Origin of the sequence: Enterococcus timonensis, from assembly GCF_900104595.1 — a bacterium.
GTDB lineage: Bacteria > Bacillota > Bacilli > Lactobacillales > Enterococcaceae > Enterococcus_J > Enterococcus_J timonensis.
On the sequence record NZ_FNVY01000004.1, the window covers coordinates 943,426 to 963,494 of the forward strand.

A 20,069-nucleotide genomic window follows, 5' to 3' on the forward strand; every position below is an offset into this window, starting at 1 on the left:
TTAAACCAACACTTCCGGATGACTAACCACAAGCCCTACCCAGTCGCCACTTGATAGGCGTTCAACAATTTGTAAATGATTCTTAGTCAGTGCTGCTTCCACTTCTTCAGCTTTGTCTTCAATAATACCTGATAAAATCAAAGTGCCGCTAGGTTTTAACAACCGCTTCGCATCTGGCAAAAGTCGAATAATTACGTCTGCTAAAATATTAGCAACAATGAGATCCACGGGCTGTTTAATTCCTTTTAATAAATCATTGGCTTTCACTGTAATATCATCAGCGGCTGGATTTAAGCTGAAATTCTCTTGCGCTTTTTTCACCGCCAGATCGTCAAGATCAAAAGCCGTCACGTCGCCTGCGCCAAAAAGTTTGGCCGCAATACTTAAGATCCCTGAACCAGTCCCGACATCATAAACCGAATTTCCTTGCCGAATGTATAGCTCCATGGCGTGCAAACTTAAACGAGTCGTTGGATGAGTGCCGGTACCAAAAGCCATCCCAGGATCAATCTTAATCATTTTTTCTTCTTTATCTTTGGCTTGATAAGCTATCCAGTCAGGGACAATCGTTAGAAAACGAGAAATTTGCACCGGGTGATAATATTTTTTCCAAGCTTGCTCCCAATTATCTTCTTCTAAAGTATTCAGCGTCACTTGATGGCTACCAATAGCTAGGCCAAAAGTTTTCAGCTGAAGAATTTTTTCTTTTACATCTGGCAGTATTTCTGGCACAAAAACATTTTCTGGAAAATAAGCACTCACAGTGGGTTCTGCCGTCAAATAGAATTCTTTTTGATCAAGAATTTCGCCAAAATGATCGGAGTACTGAATAATATCGGCTGGATCATGAATTTCCACCCCTTGAGCACCTAAGTTCATTAATATTTCGCTGACCGCTTCAATGGCCTCAGTATCAATACTGACTTTAATTTCTGTCCACTTCATATGTCTCTCCTAAAATTTCGGATATGGCAAAAAGACCATATCACCATATTGTTTAACGATTTGTTGGAAACGACTTTCATCCCAAGTCAATTCAAAAATTTCCGCCTGCTCATCTGCTAAAAATGTCACTAAATCATCTTGCCCTTTTGCAAGTAACTCCACAAAATAATCAATCGCTCCTTGCAATAAAGCAGTGGAAATTCCTTTTTTGCGATCAAAGGCTAATAAAACTAAATAATCGGTGGTGCTTGGTCGTTTCTTTTGGTCGAAAAATAAAATACCATCGCTAAATTCTACCAACTCTTCATTAGAGTTCAGATCGTTGGCATCTTCTAATAAAATCCGATCCTCGTTGGCTGCAAAAATGCTCGCGATAATTTCAATCGTATGATCTTTAGAATTCCAAACGACTTCTCCTTCATAAGGCGCTAATTTTTCTTGGGCATAATTTACTAAAAATTCAATTGCATCAGTTGACATAGTGACTCCATCCGTGAAATTCATCGACTTCACTTTTTTTTATTTGACTGACATAAGGATTGCCGGCAACATAAAAGCGCAGCGGCGCCAATGTCCACACACCTTTATTAGGAATTCCGATTCTTGGGGCCGTAATTATTTTAACGGGCGTTTTTTTAATATCGCTAACTTTCAGCGGTCCTGAAAAAATATTCGTCCCATAAATATCTTTGGTTAAACCCATCGCCTGGGTGAGTTTTCCGGGACCATTCGTAAGATTGACGCCAACTTTATTTCGATTTTTCTCCATAATTTCTAAGCCTGCAGCAGGTTCAATGGCGCGAATCATCACCCCTTGGGGAGACCCGGATTTTTGTGTCACCAAATTTAAAAGCAAATGGGTATGCATAATATAGGCATAAATGGTGCCGGCGCTTTGATACATCGCACGTAATCGTGGCGTTTGCCTGCCGCCAAAACTATGACTGGCTGCATCAAGTGGACCGACGTACGCCTCACAATCCACAATATAGCCCGACACAATTCCGGCCGGTGTTTCAAAGGTCAGCAAGTGACCTAATAATTTTTCAGCAATTAAAGCGGTGTTTTCTAATTGAAAAATATCTTTTACTAGCATAACTGTATTTTAACATTTTTTTATGACTTGCCAAGCGCCAGGCGAAAAATCTCTTAAAAAATTGTGCTATACTTAATGAAAACAACAAGTAAAAATAACAAAATAACGGAAAGGAGTCGTTATGGAAAAACCACTTGCCTACCGGATGCGCCCGGAAAATATTAATGAAGTCATTGGTCAAAAACAATTGGTCGGTCCTGGCAAAATTATTTGGCGGATGGTAGAAGCCAAATTATTATCTTCCATGATTTTATATGGTCCACCGGGAACCGGGAAAACTAGTATTGCTTCTGCCATCGCCGGCTCCACTCAATATGCCTTTCGTTCTTTAAATGCCGCCACCGACTCCAAAAAAGATTTACAAATTGTTGCTGAAGAAGCCAAAATGAGCGGCCGAGTCATTTTATTATTAGATGAAATTCATCGCTTAGATAAAACGAAACAAGATTTTTTACTGCCTCATCTTGAAAGTGGCCGGATTATTTTAATTGGCGCAACGACTGAAAATCCGTATTTATCGATTAACCCGGCGATTCGTTCCCGGACGCAAATTTTTGAAGTCACTCCGTTAACGCCTGATGATATTAAAATCGGCCTCACTCGTGCCCTCCACGATAAAGAGCGGGGCTTAGGAAATTATCAAGTCGAACTTGCTGAGGCGGCTTATGATCATTTATCTTATAGTGCCAATGGCGACATGCGTTCTGCTTTAAATGCTTTAGAGCTGGCGGTGAAATCTACTCCACCCAATGAAGACGGAACAATTGTCATTACTCTTTCCATTGCTGAAGAAAGTTTGCAAAAAAAAGCTTTTTCTCATGATAAAGATGGCGATGCCCATTACGATGTGATTTCCGCTTTTCAAAAATCGATTCGCGGGTCCGATGTCGACGCCGCCATTCATTATTTAGCTCGGCTAGTTGCAGCTGGCGATTTGATTTCCATTAGTCGGCGTTTACTAGTTATTGCCTATGAAGATATTGGTTTAGCCAATCCGGCCGCCTGTCAGCGAACTGTGTCGGCAATAGAAACCGCGCAAAAATTAGGATTTCCTGAAGCCCGGATTCCCTTAGCTGATGCGGTAATTGATTTATGTTTATCGCCAAAATCAAATTCTGGTGTCGTAGCAATTGACGCTGCTTTAGCAGATATTTATGCCGGGCACGGCGGACTCGTTCCAAAAAGTTTGCAAGATGCCCATTATAAAGGCAGTGAAAAATTAGGCCACGGTTTAACGTATCAATATCCTCATAATTTTCCCGATTATTGGGTGGATCAACAATATTTACCTGACACTTTAGTTTCTGCTCATTATTATGTACCGAAAACTTCTGGCAAATATGAGCAAGCTTTGAAACATCGCTATGACCAATTAGAAGAGCGGAAGAAAAAATCCCGCGGTAAATAAGGCTTCAAGACAGCGTTTGCTTAACTGGCTTTTCACCAGCTAAAAATAGTGATAACTAATTGCACAATTCAAATGTCCGTGCTATTATAAGTATAAGAAATCTGTGATGTACGAGTTGTCTTTTTTCTGTGTTGACCGAACATTCTTATTGATATCTCGGGATCAATTGCCTTGTCAGTCTATGCCACACGCCTTCTCATTTGGTAGTGAATTAGCCTGCGGGTAGATCCCACCTGCTTACTGCGGGATCAATACTATAAGACGGAATACGGCATCGACGGATTTCTTATTTATGAAAAAATGAAAAGCAATTTACCTTCGCGGTAGATTGCTTTTTTAAATGAAGGAGAATTTTTGTGAACGCTATTTTAATGTTTGTTTTAGGTTTTTTCTTAATTTTAATTTCGATTGCTTTTTTTAAAGTCGGCGCAACTTTTTTAACTCAAATCGGAATTATCGACGGTGAAAAAATCACCAAAACTTTTGCGCGACTTTTTTTAATTGAAGGATTTATGAGTGTTATCGTTGGATTTTTCGCCACTAAAAATTTAGCTTTACTAATGGTCATTATTGTTCTTTTGACCTCTTTTATTTTTAGTACGACTATCACCCGCCGTTTGAAAAATTAAGTTGAAATATTTCTCTATTCATTGATTTACGTTTACAATTAAAAGTGTAAGAAAAACTAAAGGAGTGGGGAAATATGTTACAACAATATGATAAAATCATGGTGGCCGTCGACGGATCCGATGAAGCCGAGTTAGCCTTTAAAAAAGCGGTCAGTGTTACGCAACGTAACGATGGTGAATTATTATTAGTTCATGTCATTGATACGCGCGCTTTTCAAACCATTTCTAGCTTTGATGGTATGATGGCTGAACAAGCAACTGAAATGGCGAAACAAACTCTTGACGATTATGTCCGCTATGCTAAAGAAAATGGCGTCACAAAAGTAAGTTATGTTGTAGAATACGGATCGCCTAAAGCCATTATCGCCAAAGATATCCCCACTAAAAATCATGTCGATTTAATTATGCTTGGTGCCACTGGTTTAAATGCCGTCGAACGCTTATTTATTGGTTCTGTCTCTGAATATGTGATTCGTAACGCTTCTTGCGACGTTTTAGTTGTCCGCACCGATGAAACAAATAAACTCCCCGTAGCTGACTCTGCTAAATAATTTTTTTAATTTAACAAATAAAAACAGACCGCCAAAAGATTAGCTTTTTAGCTAACTTTTGGCGGTCTGTTTCATTTTAAAAAATATCTTTTAATCTAGTTCTAAAGCGCCGGTGTAAAGTTGATAGTAAACCCCTTTTTCAGCTAATAAGCTATCGTGGTCGCCACGTTCAATAATCCGGCCGTGATCTAAGACCATAATTACATCAGAATTTTTAATTGTTGACAGACGATGGGCAATGACAAAGACAGTCCGTCCATGCATTAATGAGTCCATCCCTGCTTGAACGATGCCTTCTGTTCGAGAATCGATGGAGCTAGTCGCTTCATCCAGAATCATTACCGGCGGATCAGCAATCGCTGCTCTAGCAATGGCTAATAATTGCCGTTGCCCTTGAGAAAGTCCTTCCCCGTCGCCAGTAATAACTGTGTCATAGCCTTGCGCTAAGTTTTCGATAAATTCATCAGCATTAGCAAGCTCTGCTGCTTTACGAACTTCTTCATCACTTGCCGTGAGTTTTCCGTAACGAATATTTTCAGCTACCGTACCAGTAAATAAATGCGTATCTTGTAAAACAATTCCTAACGAATGACGCAAAGAATTTTTTTTGATTTTTTGAATATTGATTCCGTCATAACGAATTTTACCTTCTTGAATATCGTAAAATCGATTAATCAAATTGGTAATGGTCGTTTTCCCAGCACCAGTAGCACCAACGAAGGCGACTTTTTCACCAGGACGGGCGTAAAGTTGGATGTCTTTTAAAATCATTCGGTCATCGTAATAACCAAAATTTACATCTTCAAACACTACATCACCAGTAAGTTCTGTAAAAGTAATGGTGCCATCTTCATGGGGATGTTTCCAAGCCCAGACGCCAGTACGTTCTGGTGTTTCAGTTAATTCGGAACCATTTTTTTGAACGTTAACGAGTGTGACATAACCGTCGTCCACTTCGCTATGTTCATCCATTAATAAGAAAATCCGATCCGCACCAGCTAGTGCCATAATCACAAAGTTAATTTGTTGAGAAATTTGGGCGATTGGATTATTTAATGAACGAGACAATTGTAAGAAAGAAGCCAGTTGCCCGACAGTTAATTGAATGGCGCCGCGAACAGATAATAAACCACCAATGACTGCAATTAAACAGTATTGAATATTTAACAAGTTCATCATGACTGGCATCAAACTATTGGCCCGCACGTTAGCATTGGTGGCGTTGCTGCGAAGTTCTTCATTTAACTTATCAAAGCCTTCCACTGCTTCATTTTCGTGGTTAAATACTTTGACAACTTTTTGACCGTGAATCATTTCTTCAATATAACCATTTACTTTCCCTAAAGATTGTTGTTGGGCGCCGAAATATTTGCCGGCTTTACCGGAAATCGAACGAATCGTCACCATCATAATCGAAACAGAGAAAATAACAAAGACAGTCATAGGAACAGAAACAGAGAACATAGCAATGAAAACCGAGATAAAGGTCACCGCTGCGGCAAATAAATTAGGAATACTTTGGGAAATCATTTGGCGCAAAGTATCAATATCATTCGTGTAATGACTCATGATATCCCCTTGGCTCCGTTGATCAAAATAACGAATCGGCAAAGTTTCCATATGAGCAAAAAGATCGTCCCGAATTTTTTTCTGGGTACCTTGAGAAACAGTCACCATCACATAATTATAAATCCAAGTTGTGATGACCCCCACAAAGTAAATGGCGGCCATAGTGAAAACTGCTGTAACAAGTCCAGAAAAATCACGACTACCGGTAGTTAACATCGGCGTAATGTAATCATCAATCACCACTTGTAAAAAAAGTGATCCGCGGACATTGGCGTAGGCGGAAAGCAAAATACAAAGGACCACGACAGTTAATTGAAGTTTGTAATCCGTCCACATATAAGAAAATAAACGTTTTAAAGTGACAGCTGGGCGATTTGGTCCCCGGAGATTTTGTTTTTTATTATTCTGCATGGCTACCAAATCCTTTCTGTTGTGTGTCATACATTTCTTGGTAGACATCACTCGTTTTTAATAAATCATCGTGTGTTCCGTTAGCAACAATTTTGCCGTGATCTAAAACAAAAATTTGATCAGCATCCATCACTGAATTAATCCGTTGGGCAATAATAAAAGTAGTGGTGCCAGGAATTTTCGTTTTCAATCCTTGACGAATTTGCGTATCGGTTTTCGTATCGACGGCCGAAGTAGAATCATCTAAAATTAAAATTTTAGGTTTTTTCAATAAGGCGCGTGCTATGGTTAGCCGTTGTTTTTGACCACCGGAAACATTGGAGCCACCTTGAGCAATAGGATAATTAAATTGTTTTGGCAATTCTTCAATAAAGGAAGTCGCTTGAGCAATATCAGTCATCTCTTTTAACTCTTGGTCGCTTGCTTGTTCATCGCCCCAACGTAAATTAGAAGCTACCGTGCCTGAAAACAAGACATTGTTTTGCAAAACCATCGACACATTATCCCGCAAAGTGACTAAATCATAGTCTTTCACATTTTTACCGCCGACTAAAATTTCCCCTTGCGTTGTATCGTAAAGGCGTGGAATCAGTTGGACTAACGTAGATTTGGCACTCCCTGTTCCGCCGACAATCCCCACCACTTCGCCAGGTTTAATCGCTAAGGAAACATTTTTTAAGGCCATTTTTTCTGGATCATCGTTGTAACTGAAAGAAACATTTTTAAATTCAACAGACCCGTCTGCCACGTCAGTTAAAGCAACCTCGTTGTTTTTCAAATCAGATTGTTCTTCTAAAACTTCCACAATCCGTTCGCTACTCGTGCGGGCAATCAGCACCATGACAAAAATCATGGATAACATATTTAAACTCATCAACGTTTGCGTAGCGTAAGTGAACATCGACACCAATTCCCCTGTGCTCATGGAACCATCGACAATCAAATGAGCCCCAAACCAAGACAAGAGTAACATCGTAGTATACATACAAAATTGCAACATCGGTGTATTAAAGGCAACCGTTTTTTCAGCTTTTGAAAATAATTGATAAATTTCTTTGGAAACTTTTTTAAATTTGCCGATTTCATGATCTTCACGAACGTAAGATTTCACGACGCGAATCCCTTGCAAATTTTCTTGAACAACATTGTTCATTTTGTCATACGTCCGAAAAACTTTTTCAAATAAGGGATGAGCTAAACGGACTACAACATATAATCCGACACCCAAAATTGGCAAAATTACTAAAAAGGTCAAGGCCAATTCAGCATTAATGGTAAAACTCATAATCAATGAGAAAATCAACATTAATGGTGAGCGGATCAGCATCCGAATAATCATTTGATAAGCATTTTGAACATTAGTAACATCCGTTGTTAGACGGGTCACTAAACTATTGGTGGAAAAGCGATCAATATTGGAAAAAGAAAAACTTTGGATATTTTTAAACATCGCCCCTCGTAAATTTTTGGCAAATCCAGCTGAGGCAATGGCAGCAAAACGCCCCGACATTGTGCCAAAAAAAAGAGCCACAAGGGCACAAACAAGTAAAATCGCCCCATAAAATAAAATTGCACCTTGATCTTGTTTTTGAATTCCTTGGTCAATAAGAGCAGCAATAATTAAAGGGATAATAATATCCAGAATCACTTCACCCAGCACCATAATCGGTGTGAGAATCGATGTTTTCTTATATTCTCCAATCTGTCGTGCTAAAACTTTGATCATGTAAAGCCTCCATTCTTTCAAACATTACTTAAGTAAAAATTCCTAAAAAACCACTGATGAAAATTTTTGACTCTTAGCAATTATAAACTATAATTTATAGATTAAGCAAGCATTTTAGCCTCGAGAAATCTTGTTTTCTTTCATGAGAACCGTGTCATTTCAATCTTTCTTCGCGGTGACTCTCCTTTTTCATTTTCACTTTTGGAGGAGGCAAAGTGTTTGACCGGACCTAGTTGGAATTTTATACTGAAGAAGTAAAAAGCATTTCAAAAAATAAAATAACTGGTGTTCAACAAAAGAGCACACAATTGAAGGAGGATTATATGTTTACGCAAACTTTTCTCGATGTTTTAAAATACGAAGGCGTAGTCACTTTAATTACCGAGGCGAATGATGGATTTCATCTGGCTAACACGTGGAATTCTTATATCCGTGTTGCTGATAATCAGGAAGATACATTATATATTCCCGCTGCTGGCATGCACGCGATTGAAAAAGATATTAATCAAAATCCAGAAGTCTTAATGGTCATTGGTGCCCGAGAAGTCACCGGCTTAATTGGACCGGGAACCGGATTTCATTTGACGGCAGAAGCAAGTTTCTTAGACGATGGAAAAATATATGACCAAATGCATACTGAATTTCCATTTTTAACTCGGGTCTTAGTTTTAACTGGAAAAAAATTAGCTCAAAAAATTTAAATAAAAGCTGGAACAAAAAAGAAAATTCTTTTTTGTTCCAGCTTTTTTTATTTCGTCACGGGTGAAAAATCAATTAATTTTTCATCGGCGATCACCGCTACTCCGCGCATTTTTTCTTTTAACTCTTGATACATCGCCGGCTTAGCTGTCACAGTGAAGATTCCATTTTTAGTTTGTAAAGTTACTTTTTTTAGTTTTGAATCGACGGTTAAGATTTCAGCAAACATTTCGACTGTCCGTCTGTTCAATTTTACTTGGCGAAACTTTTTGACTAGAAGAATGAAAAAAACAAGCGCAATGACAGTAACAACAAAATAACCCATTTGACCTCCAAAAAAAAGATGAGTCGCCTCATCTTTAAGTTTATGTATTGATTTCTATTCCGATTGGCGCTACTTGCTCCACGCCTAAGCTAATTTTCAATGCTTGATCGACTTGCGCCATCAATTCCACCGACAAATGACAAACCCGTTCTTTTAAACGTGACTTATCAATGGTGCGGATTTGTTCCGTTAAAATAACCGAATCTTTTTCGATACCTGTTTGCTCGGCGTTAATCCCGATATGGGTGGGTAATTTTGGTTTAGCCATTTTCGCTGTGATGGCCGCCACAATAACTGTTGGCGAAAAATGATTTCCTAAATTATTTTGCACAATAAGCACCGGGCGCACGCCCCCTTGCTCGCTTCCAATGACCGGCGAAAGGTCAGCAAAATATATATCGCCTCTTTTGACCAAATTTTCACCTCCTAACTTTCTTTAAAATGAAAAGATTATTTTTGATCGCGCTCCCCTAAGTAAATGCGTGGCAGGCGATCAGATAATAAACAGCAAATTTCGTAATGAATCGTTTTCGCGAAATCGGCTACATCTTGTGCTGACACTATTTTACCACGATTCTCACCAATTAAGGTAACTTTTGTGCCCAAGGGAAATTTTTTCGGCAAATGAATCATTAATTGATCCATATTAATCCGTCCAACAATTTCGCACAGCTCGCCTTCTACTAACACATGAAATCCTTGCAAACTTCGTAAATATCCATCGGCATAACCAATGGGCACGGTGCCAATCCATTGTGGACAGTCGGTCGTATACGTTTTGCCATAACTAATGCCCGTATCAGCTGGTACTAATTTTACTTGAATTAATTCGCTCACCAGTTCCAAAGCCGGCTGCAAATTCACCGGTAGTACTAGCGCGCTACCTGAAGGATTCAAGCCGTACATACTAATACCCATCCGAATCATATTGCCCACTCCGGCTTCATGCCAAAGAGCCGCGGCTGAATTACTGGAATGAACATAACGAGGCAATTGTGGCAAAGTGTCTAATAATTTTTTAAAGGTAGAAAGTTGATGTTGATAATATTCTTCATCGGCCTCATCCGCGGTAGCAAAATGAGTAAAAATACCTTCCAATTCCAATTGCGGATGATCGGAAATTATTTGAGCAGCTTTTTGCAAACTTTTTTCATCAAAGAAACCAATCCGGCCCATGCCAGAATCAATTTTCAAATGAAGTTTCAATGGTTTTTGTATAGACAAATGATTTATTTGCGCCAACACTTGATCCAACCATTCCTGATTGCCGCAAGTCACTGATAAATTATTTTCACTTGCTAATGATAAAAATTGCGGATCAACCATATTTAAAATTAAAATCGGTTCAGTGATCCCATTTTCTCGCAAATGCAACGCTTCGTCTAAAAGTGCGACACAAAAACCAGTCACGCCAGCTTTTAACGCCGCTTTCGCCACGGCCAAATCTCCATGACCATAACCATTCGCTTTCACCACGGCAAAAATTTCTTTATCCGGAGCAATTATTTTTCGTTGGGATAAAATATTTTCAGTAATCTTTTGTGGATCTACAATAATGCGGGTGGGTCGATGCCATCCTGTAATCATATCCATTCTTCTTTCATTTTCATCTTAGTTTTCTGTATATATTGTCGCGGTCCCTAAATTTTTGGTAAATTAATTTTCTAAAATAACTTGGGCCATAGCGGCATGTTCCGTATGGGTAATTGTTACAAAATTCTTCCCAGAAAATGGTGATTGTGCTAAATAAGGCTGTCCATTTTTGTGATTTAAAATTTCAATATCTTGAAAACTTACAGCGCCAATACCGGTGCCGTAAGCTTTACTAAAAGCTTCTTTTCCAGCAAAACGCCCGGCGAGAAATTCTAGTTGACGCCTTTTTGAAAAATGTTCATAGATCCGTAATTCTTCGGTTGTTAAAATTCGTTGTGGAAAACGCGGCTGTTCTTCGATAATTATTTTTAAACGTCCAAGTTCTACTAAATCAAGACCAATCCCATAAATCAAAACGTCCCCCCCTGTTCTTAACCATTTTACCAAATTATCGAAAAAAAGACAGAAAAAAATCGCCCACCTTGCGGCTAGCGATTTTGATTGACCTTTATATGTTAACCTTCATTTTTTTGACGGACGGTGAATTTCCGGTCGCCACTACGATTGCTGGATTTAGAAGCGGGTTTGCCACTTTTATCCGCATTTTTTTTGCGATCGTAATTTTTACCTTCGTATTTCCCTTTACTGCTGCCGCCACGTTCGCCATCTTTTTTATAACGATCGTCGCGTTTGCGATTCTTGTCTTTATTGTAAGGAGGACGACCGTCACGAGAATTCCCGCGGGCACCATCTTTATGATTGGTAGAACGATTGTTTTTGCCGAATTTTTTACCAGTCAAAGGACGTTCTGGTGTGATTTTCACTGGAATAGCGGTTGCTGGTTTTGCTAAAGTTTTTAACAATAGCGCAACTAAATCTTTTGCTTCGTATTTTTCAACGAGAGATTCAGCTGTTTCCATGTAGAAATCTAAACCATTTTCATCTAACTTAGCTTCAATTTCTTCAACGGCAGCACCCAATTGACCTTCCAACGCTTCTTTTTCCGTTGGTGGACGCAAAGGTTCCATTTTTTTCTTAGTTAAATCTTCAATCACGTGCAAGTAGCCCATTTCGTTAGGCGTTACTAGCGTTACAGAAACCCCGGATTTACCGGCCCGACCTGTCCGACCAATCCGGTGAACATAACTTTCAGGATCTTGGGGAATATCGTAGTTGTAAACGTGAGTCACGCCAGAAATATCTAAGCCACGAGCTGCAACGTCTGTCGCTACTAAAATATCTAATTGACCACTCTTGAAACTTTTCAAAACGCTCATCCGTTTTTGTTGAGACAAGTCGCCATGAATACCTTCCGCTTTGTAGCCGCGCATTTCAAGACCACGAGCTAATTCGTCAACCCGACGTTTTGTCCGGCCAAAAATAATCGTTAATTCTGGTGATTGAACATCGAATAAACGAGTCATCACATCAAATTTTTCAAATTCTTTTGCCCGCACATAATATTGTTCAATATGTTCAGCGGTCATTTGTTTAGTTTTAATTTTGACATGTTCGGGATTTTTCATAAAGTGCACACCAATGCGTTTGATAGCATCAGGCATCGTTGCTGAAAACAGTAACGTTTGGCGTTCTTCTGGCACTTCTTTGATGATTTTTTCAATATCTTCTAAAAAGCCCATGTTTAACATTTCGTCGCCTTCATCTAAAACTAAGGTTTCCACCGTAGCTAGTTTCAAAGTGTGGCGATTAATATGGTCTAACAGACGTCCGGGTGTCCCCACAACGATATGTGGATGATCTTTTAAGCCCCGAATTTGGCGAGAAATATCTGCGCCACCATAGACGACTTGGACTTTGATTTTTTTGTCACGGCCTAAGCGATACAACTCTTCTTGAGTTTGAATGGCTAATTCCCGTGTTGGGGCAATCACTAACCCTTGTAAATTGTTTGACTTAACATCAATTTTTTGAATCATAGGCAGGCCAAAAGCCGCGGTTTTCCCGGTCCCCGTCTGTGCTTGTCCAATTACGTCACGTCCTGCAAGTGCTAGTGGAATCGTTGCTTCTTGGATTGGGGTTGCTTCTTCAAACCCGGCTTTTTCAACGGCACTTAGTAAATCCTTTGCTAAGCCTAGTTCACGAAATTTCAAATATTGTTCCTCCTGAAAAATTTATTTTATCTTAATAGAATTACCTAGAACGACAAGTTATCATACCACGAAAAAAAAGTTTTTGCAAAAAGTCCGGTTCGCTTTCATTTTAAAGCGGACCAGACTTTCCCTTGAATTCCCTTACTTTTCGCTACAAATTTTTTCAACCACTTCATCTAGGTGCATGCCGTTGGAACCTTTTACTACGACAAAATCTCCTGAATGTAAAGTTTTTGTTAAATCGTTTAGCAACTGTTCTTTTTCGGCAACTGGATAATAATGCAATTTTGCTCCATATTTTGAAGAAAGTTCCGTTGCTAAATGTTGCATTTCTGTCCCAAAAAGAAAAACTTCTTGAATTTTTTCTGGCTCTAAAAATTTATTTAAGCCCGCATGAAGTTGGGCGGATTGTTCGCCAAGTTCTAACATATCCCCTAAGACGGCCACTTTTTTACCGGTAGACTGTAGTTTAGAAAAACTAGTTAAAACTAGCGACATCGCCGTGGGATTGGCATTGTAGACATCACTTAAAATATCGATGCCATTGTGTTGCAGCCACTGACTGCGGTTGGCGGTTAATTTTACTTGGGCTAATCCTTTTTGAATTTCATCAGCGCTTAAGCCAAATTTTTTCCCGAAGAAAGCAGCGATTAAGGCATTTTTTACATTAAATGTACCAGAAACGGGAATTGTAAAAATAGTCTCACCTAAAAAATTCAACGTAAAACTTGTTTCGTGTTGCGTTTCTTTAATGACCTCAGCTTTTAAATCACTTGCGCCTGGGCCTAATTGGAAAGTGTACACTTTTTGGGCAATTTTTTTTGTTAAAGGCGTTAAAAGTGGTTCATCGCCTGGAACTAATAAAAATCCGTCCGCTGCTAAGCCATCGACAATTTCCATTTTTGCTTGGGCGATCCCGCCGCGATTTTTAAAATATTCCAAGTGACTTTCGCCAATCAACGTAATCGCCGCCGCTTCTGGTTGGGCCAATTGCGTTAAGACCGAAATTTCGCCGGCGTGGTCCATCCCCATTTCTAACACTAACACTTCCGTTGTTTTTGGCATATGCAAAATAGTGTAAGGCAACCCCAATTGATTATTGTAATTGCCCTGGGTTTTATAAGTCTGAAATTTTTGAGCTAAGACAGATTCGGTCATATCCTTCGTCGTAGTTTTTCCGTTGGATCCAGTAATAGCAATCACTTTTGGCGCGATTTTTTTCAAATATGCTTTGGCAATTTTTTTAAAAGCTGCTTCAGTATCGTCTACTTTAAAAAAAGGAATTTCTGGCAAATCACTCTTCCGACTCCATAAAGTGGCCACCGCCCCGTTATCAACGGCGGCTTTTAAATAATCGTGGCCATCACTTTGACCAATAATCGGCACAAACAAAGAACCGGACCGACATTTTCTAGAATCAAATTCGACTGAAGAAATCTCAACTGCCATCTCGTCTGAATTCTTACCCGCAATCTCGTCGACCTCGGATGCCTCTGACGTTATTTGTCCTAAAATTTTTGCTACTTCAGAAAAAGTAAACATTGGTCCTCCTAGTTTTCCGCCTGATTTTTTTCTTTTGCTAAATAATTTTGTTTTTCTTGTTTTTTAGCGAAACGATTTAAGCCTAGTTGAATTAATTCTTCAATTAAGTCGCTGTATTTCAAGCCGCGTTCTTGCCATAGTGATGGATACATGGAAAATTTCGTAAATCCGGGCATCGTGTTGAGTTCATTTAAAAATAATTCGCCGGCTGGACTTAAGAAAAAGTCGCAACGAGCTAAACCAGAGCCATCGAGAATTTGGTAAGCTTTTTTAGCATATAACTGGGCTTTTTCTTGTAACGATTCAGAAATAGCCGCTGGAATTTGCATCGTAATTTCATTATCAATGTATTTGGCATTGTAATCATAAAAGTCGACAGTTTTAACAATTTCCCCAGGCAAAGTAGTGCGGACATCTTGATTGCCTAAAAGCCCGACTTCGATTTCCCGTGCTTCAATTCCTTGTTCCACAATTACCCGTTGATCAAATTGAAAAGCCAATTCCAGTGCTTTTTCCAAACTCAAACGATCTTCTGCTTTAGAAATTCCCACTGAAGAACCCATATTGGCTGGTTTAACAAACATTGGATAAATCAATGAGCCTTCACATTCGTCAAATACTTGTTGACCATTTTCTTGCCAAGCGCTTTGGTGAACGGCCACAAAAGGCACTTGCGGAATACCAGCTTGTTGCAACAAGTTTTTAGTAATAATTTTATCCATTCCACAAGCCGAAGCTAAAACGCCGCAGCCGACATAGGGCATATTAATAATTTCTAAAAATCCTTGAATCGTGCCGTCTTCGCCATTTGGTCCATGTAAAACTGGAAAAACAATGGCTTCTTCTTGTGCTAAATCATGCCAAGAAGCTTCTGGCGCATCTTCTAAATCCAAAATTTCAGGACTGACTGGCGCTTTGGTTAAGACTGGCCCTTGTTTTAGCGTGCCATCTTTTTGAATGAAAAAAAGTTCCACCGAATAATAGTGATAGTAGATTGCTTGTAAAATCGAAAAAGCAGATAATTTGGCGACATCGTGTTCAGGACTTTTGCCCCCATATAACATGATAATTTTCATTTTTTTGCTCCTTTGGTCTCAATTCTTCTTTGTAACTATTCGTAACTTTTGTAACTCCTTTGTAATTTTATCACAAAAAAAGATTCTGGGAAAAAAAATTTAAAATCTTGTTTCATTTTAAAGAAGAGTCGCCGAAATTTTTGAAGACCTTTTTTAAATTATTGCCCCACATATTTTTGACCAAAAGCACAGCTAGCTAACAGTGGGCAAACTTCACACTTCGGATTTCGCGCCGTGCAATGATAGCGGCCAAAAAATATCAATGTATGGTGATCTTTTACCCACTGCTCTTTTGGTAAAGCCGCCATTAATTTTTCTTCCACCTCAGAGACTGTCGCCGATTGTTTCACAAAGCGCAGCCGTTTGCTGACCCGTTCCACATGGGTATCTACAGCAATTCCAGGAATTTTGTAAGCTTCTCCTAAGAGCACATTGGCCGTTTTTGGTCCCACACCGGGCATTGTTAGTAACATTTGCTTTTCATTTGGCACTTGATCATGAAATGTTTCGTGGAGCATTTGGGCCATAGCTTTTAAATGGCGAGCTTTGCTTTTATAAAGGCCGATTGTTTTAATTTTTCCCTCGATTTCAAAAAGGTCGGCCTGAGCTAAGTCGGCTGGATTTGGGTAGGCGGAAAATAAAGCTGGTGTTGCCTTATTGACGGAAATATCTGTTGCTTGAGCAGAAAGAATCACCGCCACTAACAAATGAAAAGGCGTGTCCCAAACCAATTCTCCGTGGGCATTTGGAAACATTTCTTGCATTACTAAAAGACATTCACGAATTTTTTTTTGACTTAATAATTGGCTCAAAGTTATTCCCCTTTTTTCATCCACGGGGCAAAAGGAATGTCTGGCAATTGTTCATCTGCTTGTTTGCTACTAATTTCCCCACTCCGTTTTTTTTGTTCCTGGGCGACTTGCTCTTTTGTGTGAATATTTTTCTTTTCCCAACTTAATAAAATCCGATCCATATATTTTAAATTATAAGCTTGACTTAAGACCGCTTCTTTTAGCGCTAATTGAATCAACTCAGGGCTATAGTGATCTTTTTCCAGCCAAGAAGCTACCATTTCCATTTCAATGGGCGACAGCCCACGGGAAAATTCTTGCTCAAACGCTTGATATAAATCTTGAATTTGCTGTTTCTGGTCGCTGACTTGTTTTTTTTCAGCTTTTTTTTGCAAAAATTGGCTTAGCTGAGTATACACTAGCGTCAAATCATAGCGATCATAGAGCATGCGCTGGACATCTTTGACAGTTTCTAAGGCAATCCATTTTTTCTCCTGCAAATTTCCCAATAATTGATAAACTTCTTCTACTTTTTTGCCGGTATTATCCGCCAAACTTTGCACTTGCGGGAAAAATTCCCCTTGTTGTTGAAACTGGAGCAATTGTAAATAAATTAAAAATTCATCATTCGTGGCGCCTAATTTCCGATAATACTGTAAAATACCATTAGAGACAATCGTTTGTCCCCAAGACAGATAATCTTCTACTTCCAAAAAAAAACCTCCCTGCTTTTCATCAAGTGTAACCCAACTTCTCTTGAAAAAAAAGAAAGAAAATTCTCCTAGAAACTACAGCGAAATCTTGTTACAATAAACCACAAGGAGTGATTGATTTGACGACAGATTCCACCGATGTACCACTAATTGAGCAAACGCAAGAAACCATAAGTGCTTGGAGTCGCTACTGGCAAAGCATTAATTGGGACAATATTTTTGCTACTGTAATTGAAAAAGGTTTTTCGATACTTTTTTTTAGCGTTCTTTTCTTTATTTTGTATCGATTAGGAAAATATTTAATTCATAAATTATTTACCCGCTATTTAAAAAAGCAAGACAATCCTAAAGCACGCGCCAAAACGATTCGGACCTTGTTAGATAATATTTTTGTCTATACGTTATTTTTCTTTTATATCTACACGTTACTGACGATTTTCGGCGTGCCCATTGGCTCACTACTGGCAGGAGCTGGGATTGTCGGTTTAACTATTGGACTTGGGGCGCAAGGATTTATGAGCGATATTATTACTGGATTTTTTATTTTAATTGAGTCGCAAATGAATGTCGGCGATTATGTAAAATTACTAAATATTAATATTGAAGGCACAGTTATTGCGCTAGGTATTCGTACGACTAAGCTTCGGAGCCTTGACGGAACGGTTCATTTTATTCCCAACCGCAATATTACAACGATTTCCAACCTTTCCCGCAGCAATATGCAGGCGGTAATTGATATTCGAATTGTCCCTGCTGAAGGGCTGGATGAAATTAAGGCGATTATTAAAAAAGTAAATGAGCAACTGAAAATCGATTTAACCGAAATTACTGATGGCCCGACTATTTTTGGTCTGGTGGATTTAGGAAATGGTAACTTTGCTATGCGCACCTCGCTTTATACGATCAACGGGCGCCAAGCTGCGGTCAAAGAAATTTTCTTGCAAAATTATGTCGCCGAGTTAACCGCCGCTGGCTTTACGATTCCCAATCAAGCTATGCCCATCGCTTAAAAAAAAGTACCGCCAAAATTAAATTTTGGCGGCATTTTTATTTTTCTTATTCAGCATCTTCTACTAGTGCCCGACTTTGCATATTGCGCAAAAATTTACGCGACATCGGTCCGACAATTAATAATTGTAATGGAAAAGCAACGATAAAATTCAAGCCCCAAGTTTGTAAATAAACGGGTAAGAAATCTGCTGGCCATTCTCCGTTCATAACGAGACCGAAGACCGACATAAAGCTCACCATCCCGATAATCATTAAAGTTGAAATAGTCAAAATGAGCGCCAAGGGCCGATCTTTTTTAATCGGTAGCGCAAACGCGATTTTTTTGGCGACTTTTCCGACCACGAAAACATCTAAGACAAACGCTACTAAAAATCCTGGGATTAATCCTACTACCAAACTTACTAGATGCAAGTCATGGTGCAATAATAAATTGTAAAAACTCATTCCTAAAACCATGGAAAAACACATGATGGTGGTGAAAAATAGACCTTCTTTTTTATTTGTTGGCAAAATATTTCCTCCTTATTTTAAAAAGCTAACGACAATTGAAAATTCATTTTAAAGCAAAAAAACACCTCCAATGTCAAGTTGAGTTCTCCCACTTTCGTGAAAGAGCCGTCCTTGGAACTGGAGGTTTATAAATAAACACGCATCCCTAAAATCATTACAATTAGTTGCAACAAACGCAACTTGACTATTTATTTGAATAAGTTATTCTACCATGATGAAAATTTTTTGACAAGCTTTCATGAAAACTTTTCAAAATATTTTCATAAAACATCGAAAACTTCGACGCTCACTTCCTCATGTTTTATATCATCTGAAAACCAAATCGCGTTCCATTCCGGCAAACTTCTTTCAAAGGCGGTTCTTTTTTGATAGTCGGCCACAGAATCATAGTAAATATCTAAAACAACAATGGCCTCATCGCCTTCAAAACGCTGAAATGTCTCAATTTTTTTATTGGTAACTTGAGAATGAAATTTTGATTTCTTCCCGATTCAGCAAATTTTTCCATTAATTTCGGCAAATCTTTCTTTTTTGTCCGATAAGTGAAAACCACTTTAATCATAACTTTCTAGCTCCTCGTGTTTAGTGCAATACAACCTTATTTGACGGTGTATTGGCGCTAGGGCTTAGGAAAAAAGATAAAATATTCTTATCAGACAAGTCTGATTTCGATATTTTCCTATTTTTCTACAGCCCTGATCAGCGCCAACACAGCCTTAGTTGACGGTGGGTTTTTAGCAACGCTTAGAGAAAAAGACAAAATGCCTTCTGAACACTTTCAGCGTTCATGCACCATTTTTCTATTTTCTTACAGCGTTTTACGCTAAAAACACAACCTTAAATTATTTTTAGATTTTTTTCGGGTTGGTTTTCGGCACTTTTTGGGATGATAATATTGTTGGCTTCAAGTTGATGAGCTAGCCGGTTAGTGGCTTTTAAAATTTCGCGTCGGGTGTAAATCCCTTCGAAATGATTTTCTTCGTCCACCACTGGAATAAAGGAATGATCCACTAACAAATGGAGCAAATCTTCCAGCTCAAAATCTTTTTGTAAAGTGGGAATACCGGTTTCCATCGCTTCTTTTACCGTTTTTCCGTGCAAATTATCCGAGTCAATCCGAGTAAGCTCAATCATTTCGCTCATAATATCGGCCAAACCAATCAGCCCGACGAAATGACTTTCCTTATCCAAGACAGGAATTTTGGCATATTTCACCTTGGAAAGAACTAAAAGTGCATGACTCAGCGGATTTGTATCCATTAAACTGGCGATTTTTTCGCCATCAATCATAAATTCATCTTTTTTTTCAAGCAGTTGTCGACTCACATATGGTCCAATCATAGAATTACCTCCACTTCCATTC

At 38.9% G+C, this 20,069-nt stretch carries 21 protein-coding genes and 1 other RNA gene; 6 read left to right on the forward strand and 16 right to left on the reverse strand.

The annotated features are described in order from the left end of the window. From prmA to BQ5341_RS09240, 3 genes are read right to left on the reverse strand one after another with little or no spacing between them, the layout of a single operon-like run. Positions 1 to 945 (reverse strand): 50S ribosomal protein L11 methyltransferase, encoded by a 945-nt coding sequence (gene prmA / locus BQ5341_RS09230; protein WP_071131699.1) that lies wholly within the window; start codon positions 943 to 945, stop codon positions 1 to 3. 9 nt (positions 946 to 954) lie between these two features. Further along, positions 955 to 1,425 carry a DUF3013 family protein gene (locus BQ5341_RS09235; protein WP_071131700.1) on the reverse strand — a complete coding sequence of 157 codons (471 nt, stop codon included), beginning with the start codon at positions 1,423 to 1,425 and terminating at the stop codon, positions 955 to 957. After that, a complete protein-coding gene (locus tag BQ5341_RS09240; RefSeq protein WP_071131701.1) occupies positions 1,415 to 2,041 on the reverse strand; it encodes a DNA-3-methyladenine glycosylase in 627 nt (208 codons plus the stop codon). The genes BQ5341_RS09235 and BQ5341_RS09240 overlap by 11 nt, the downstream gene beginning before the upstream one ends. A 121-nt stretch (positions 2,042 to 2,162) precedes the next feature. Between BQ5341_RS09240 and BQ5341_RS09245 the strand changes: the two genes are divergently transcribed. The 4 genes from BQ5341_RS09245 (at position 2,163) to BQ5341_RS09260 (ending at position 4,629) form a co-directional block, all read left to right on the forward strand. Continuing rightward, positions 2,163 to 3,449, forward strand: a complete 1,287-nt coding sequence (locus tag BQ5341_RS09245; protein ID WP_071131702.1) for a replication-associated recombination protein A — start codon at positions 2,163 to 2,165, stop codon at positions 3,447 to 3,449. Between the two features lie 95 nt (positions 3,450 to 3,544). Further along, positions 3,545 to 3,737: non-coding RNA, 6S RNA (ssrS, locus tag BQ5341_RS09250), on the forward strand. A gap of 68 nt (positions 3,738 to 3,805) precedes the next feature. Further along, positions 3,806 to 4,078 (forward strand): hypothetical protein, encoded by a 273-nt coding sequence (locus BQ5341_RS09255; protein WP_071131703.1) that lies wholly within the window; start codon positions 3,806 to 3,808, stop codon positions 4,076 to 4,078. 74 nt (positions 4,079 to 4,152) lie between these two features. After that, positions 4,153 to 4,629 (forward strand): universal stress protein, encoded by a 477-nt coding sequence (locus BQ5341_RS09260; RefSeq protein WP_071131704.1) that lies wholly within the window; start codon positions 4,153 to 4,155, stop codon positions 4,627 to 4,629. Positions 4,630 to 4,719: 90 nt separating this feature from the next. Here the strand turns inward: BQ5341_RS09260 and BQ5341_RS09265 are convergent, their stop codons facing one another. After that, the gene (locus BQ5341_RS09265; RefSeq protein WP_071131705.1) at positions 4,720 to 6,609 is read right to left on the reverse strand and encodes an ABC transporter ATP-binding protein; all 1,890 of its coding nucleotides are present in this window, start codon (positions 6,607 to 6,609) and stop codon (positions 4,720 to 4,722) included. After that, entirely contained in the window at positions 6,599 to 8,335 is a 1,737-nt protein-coding gene (locus BQ5341_RS09270; protein ID WP_071131706.1) for an ABC transporter ATP-binding protein, read from the reverse strand. Before BQ5341_RS09270 ends, BQ5341_RS09265 begins: the two co-directional genes overlap by 11 nt. Before the next feature lie 323 nt (positions 8,336 to 8,658). Between BQ5341_RS09270 and BQ5341_RS09275 the strand changes: the two genes are divergently transcribed. Then, positions 8,659 to 9,036 carry a pyridoxamine 5'-phosphate oxidase family protein gene (locus BQ5341_RS09275; protein ID WP_071131707.1) on the forward strand — a complete coding sequence of 126 codons (378 nt, stop codon included), beginning with the start codon at positions 8,659 to 8,661 and terminating at the stop codon, positions 9,034 to 9,036. Positions 9,037 to 9,083: 47 nt separating this feature from the next. On the opposite strand, the gene BQ5341_RS09280 is transcribed toward BQ5341_RS09275, so the two are convergent. The 9 genes from BQ5341_RS09280 to BQ5341_RS09320 form a co-directional block, all read right to left on the reverse strand. Continuing rightward, positions 9,084 to 9,359 carry a hypothetical protein gene (locus BQ5341_RS09280; RefSeq protein ID WP_071131708.1) on the reverse strand — a complete coding sequence of 92 codons (276 nt, stop codon included), beginning with the start codon at positions 9,357 to 9,359 and terminating at the stop codon, positions 9,084 to 9,086. A 40-nt stretch (positions 9,360 to 9,399) separates the two neighbouring features. Then, positions 9,400 to 9,774 (reverse strand): type II toxin-antitoxin system PemK/MazF family toxin, encoded by a 375-nt coding sequence (locus BQ5341_RS09285; protein WP_071131709.1) that lies wholly within the window; start codon positions 9,772 to 9,774, stop codon positions 9,400 to 9,402. A 35-nt stretch (positions 9,775 to 9,809) separates the two neighbouring features. Beyond that, positions 9,810 to 10,946 carry an alanine racemase gene (gene alr / locus BQ5341_RS09290; protein ID WP_071131710.1) on the reverse strand — a complete coding sequence of 379 codons (1,137 nt, stop codon included), beginning with the start codon at positions 10,944 to 10,946 and terminating at the stop codon, positions 9,810 to 9,812. Positions 10,947 to 11,015: 69 nt separating this feature from the next. Next, positions 11,016 to 11,366, reverse strand: a complete 351-nt coding sequence (acpS, locus tag BQ5341_RS09295; protein WP_071131711.1) for a holo-ACP synthase — start codon at positions 11,364 to 11,366, stop codon at positions 11,016 to 11,018. Positions 11,367 to 11,467: 101 nt separating this feature from the next. Next, a complete protein-coding gene (cshA, locus tag BQ5341_RS09300; protein WP_071131712.1) occupies positions 11,468 to 13,063 on the reverse strand; it encodes a degradosome RNA helicase CshA in 1,596 nt (531 codons plus the stop codon). Positions 13,064 to 13,204: 141 nt separating this feature from the next. After that, on the reverse strand, positions 13,205 to 14,512 hold the full coding sequence (locus BQ5341_RS09305; protein ID WP_407920142.1) for a UDP-N-acetylmuramoyl-tripeptide--D-alanyl-D-alanine ligase: 1,308 nt from the start codon (positions 14,510 to 14,512) through the stop codon (positions 13,205 to 13,207). 101 nt (positions 14,513 to 14,613) lie between these two features. After that, positions 14,614 to 15,681: a D-alanine--D-alanine ligase family protein gene (locus BQ5341_RS09310; protein ID WP_071131714.1), complete on the reverse strand. Its 1,068-nt coding sequence runs from the start codon at positions 15,679 to 15,681 to the stop codon at positions 14,614 to 14,616. Between the two features lie 158 nt (positions 15,682 to 15,839). Continuing rightward, positions 15,840 to 16,493: an endonuclease III gene (gene nth, locus BQ5341_RS09315; RefSeq protein ID WP_268873200.1), complete on the reverse strand. Its 654-nt coding sequence runs from the start codon at positions 16,491 to 16,493 to the stop codon at positions 15,840 to 15,842. A 2-nt stretch (positions 16,494 to 16,495) separates the two neighbouring features. Beyond that, positions 16,496 to 17,185 (reverse strand): DnaD domain-containing protein, encoded by a 690-nt coding sequence (locus tag BQ5341_RS09320; RefSeq protein ID WP_071131715.1) that lies wholly within the window; start codon positions 17,183 to 17,185, stop codon positions 16,496 to 16,498. A gap of 119 nt (positions 17,186 to 17,304) precedes the next feature. Here BQ5341_RS09320 and BQ5341_RS09325 point away from each other — a divergent pair, with 119 nt between their 5' ends. Next, a complete protein-coding gene (locus BQ5341_RS09325; protein ID WP_235836396.1) occupies positions 17,305 to 18,195 on the forward strand; it encodes a mechanosensitive ion channel family protein in 891 nt (296 codons plus the stop codon). Between the two features lie 46 nt (positions 18,196 to 18,241). Here the strand turns inward: BQ5341_RS09325 and BQ5341_RS09330 are convergent, their stop codons facing one another. Both BQ5341_RS09330 and cbpB read right to left on the reverse strand, forming a co-directional pair. After that, entirely contained in the window at positions 18,242 to 18,706 is a 465-nt protein-coding gene (locus BQ5341_RS09330; protein WP_071131717.1) for a DUF2798 domain-containing protein, read from the reverse strand. Positions 18,707 to 19,543: 837 nt separating this feature from the next. Further along, positions 19,544 to 20,047 (reverse strand): cyclic-di-AMP-binding protein CbpB, encoded by a 504-nt coding sequence (gene cbpB / locus BQ5341_RS09340; protein WP_071131718.1) that lies wholly within the window; start codon positions 20,045 to 20,047, stop codon positions 19,544 to 19,546. Positions 20,048 to 20,069 lie beyond the last annotated feature (22 nt).

What these genes read in the sequence shown, in the direction of transcription:
- BQ5341_RS09310 (WP_071131714.1), bottom strand. Translation starts at nt 15,681, where the DNA reads ATGAAAATTATCATGTTATATGGGGGCAAAAGTCCTGAACACGATGTC.
- BQ5341_RS09280 (WP_071131708.1), bottom strand. Translation starts at nt 9,359, where the DNA reads ATGGGTTATTTTGTTGTTACTGTCATTGCGCTTGTTTTTTTCATTCTT.
- BQ5341_RS09240 (WP_071131701.1), bottom strand. Translation starts at nt 2,041, where the DNA reads ATGCTAGTAAAAGATATTTTTCAATTAGAAAACACCGCTTTAATTGCT.
- BQ5341_RS09235 (WP_071131700.1), bottom strand. Translation starts at nt 1,425, where the DNA reads ATGTCAACTGATGCAATTGAATTTTTAGTAAATTATGCCCAAGAAAAA.
- prmA (WP_071131699.1), bottom strand. Translation starts at nt 945, where the DNA reads ATGAAGTGGACAGAAATTAAAGTCAGTATTGATACTGAGGCCATTGAA.
- cbpB (WP_071131718.1), bottom strand. Translation starts at nt 20,047, where the DNA reads ATGATTGGACCATATGTGAGTCGACAACTGCTTGAAAAAAAAGATGAA.
- BQ5341_RS09260 (WP_071131704.1), top strand. Translation starts at nt 4,153, where the DNA reads ATGTTACAACAATATGATAAAATCATGGTGGCCGTCGACGGATCCGAT.
- BQ5341_RS09245 (WP_071131702.1), top strand. Translation starts at nt 2,163, where the DNA reads ATGGAAAAACCACTTGCCTACCGGATGCGCCCGGAAAATATTAATGAA.
- BQ5341_RS09305 (WP_407920142.1), bottom strand. Translation starts at nt 14,512, where the DNA reads ATGGCAGTTGAGATTTCTTCAGTCGAATTTGATTCTAGAAAATGTCGG.
- alr (WP_071131710.1), bottom strand. Translation starts at nt 10,946, where the DNA reads ATGATTACAGGATGGCATCGACCCACCCGCATTATTGTAGATCCACAA.
- BQ5341_RS09270 (WP_071131706.1), bottom strand. Translation starts at nt 8,335, where the DNA reads ATGATCAAAGTTTTAGCACGACAGATTGGAGAATATAAGAAAACATCG.
- BQ5341_RS09265 (WP_071131705.1), bottom strand. Translation starts at nt 6,609, where the DNA reads ATGCAGAATAATAAAAAACAAAATCTCCGGGGACCAAATCGCCCAGCT.
- BQ5341_RS09275 (WP_071131707.1), top strand. Translation starts at nt 8,659, where the DNA reads ATGTTTACGCAAACTTTTCTCGATGTTTTAAAATACGAAGGCGTAGTC.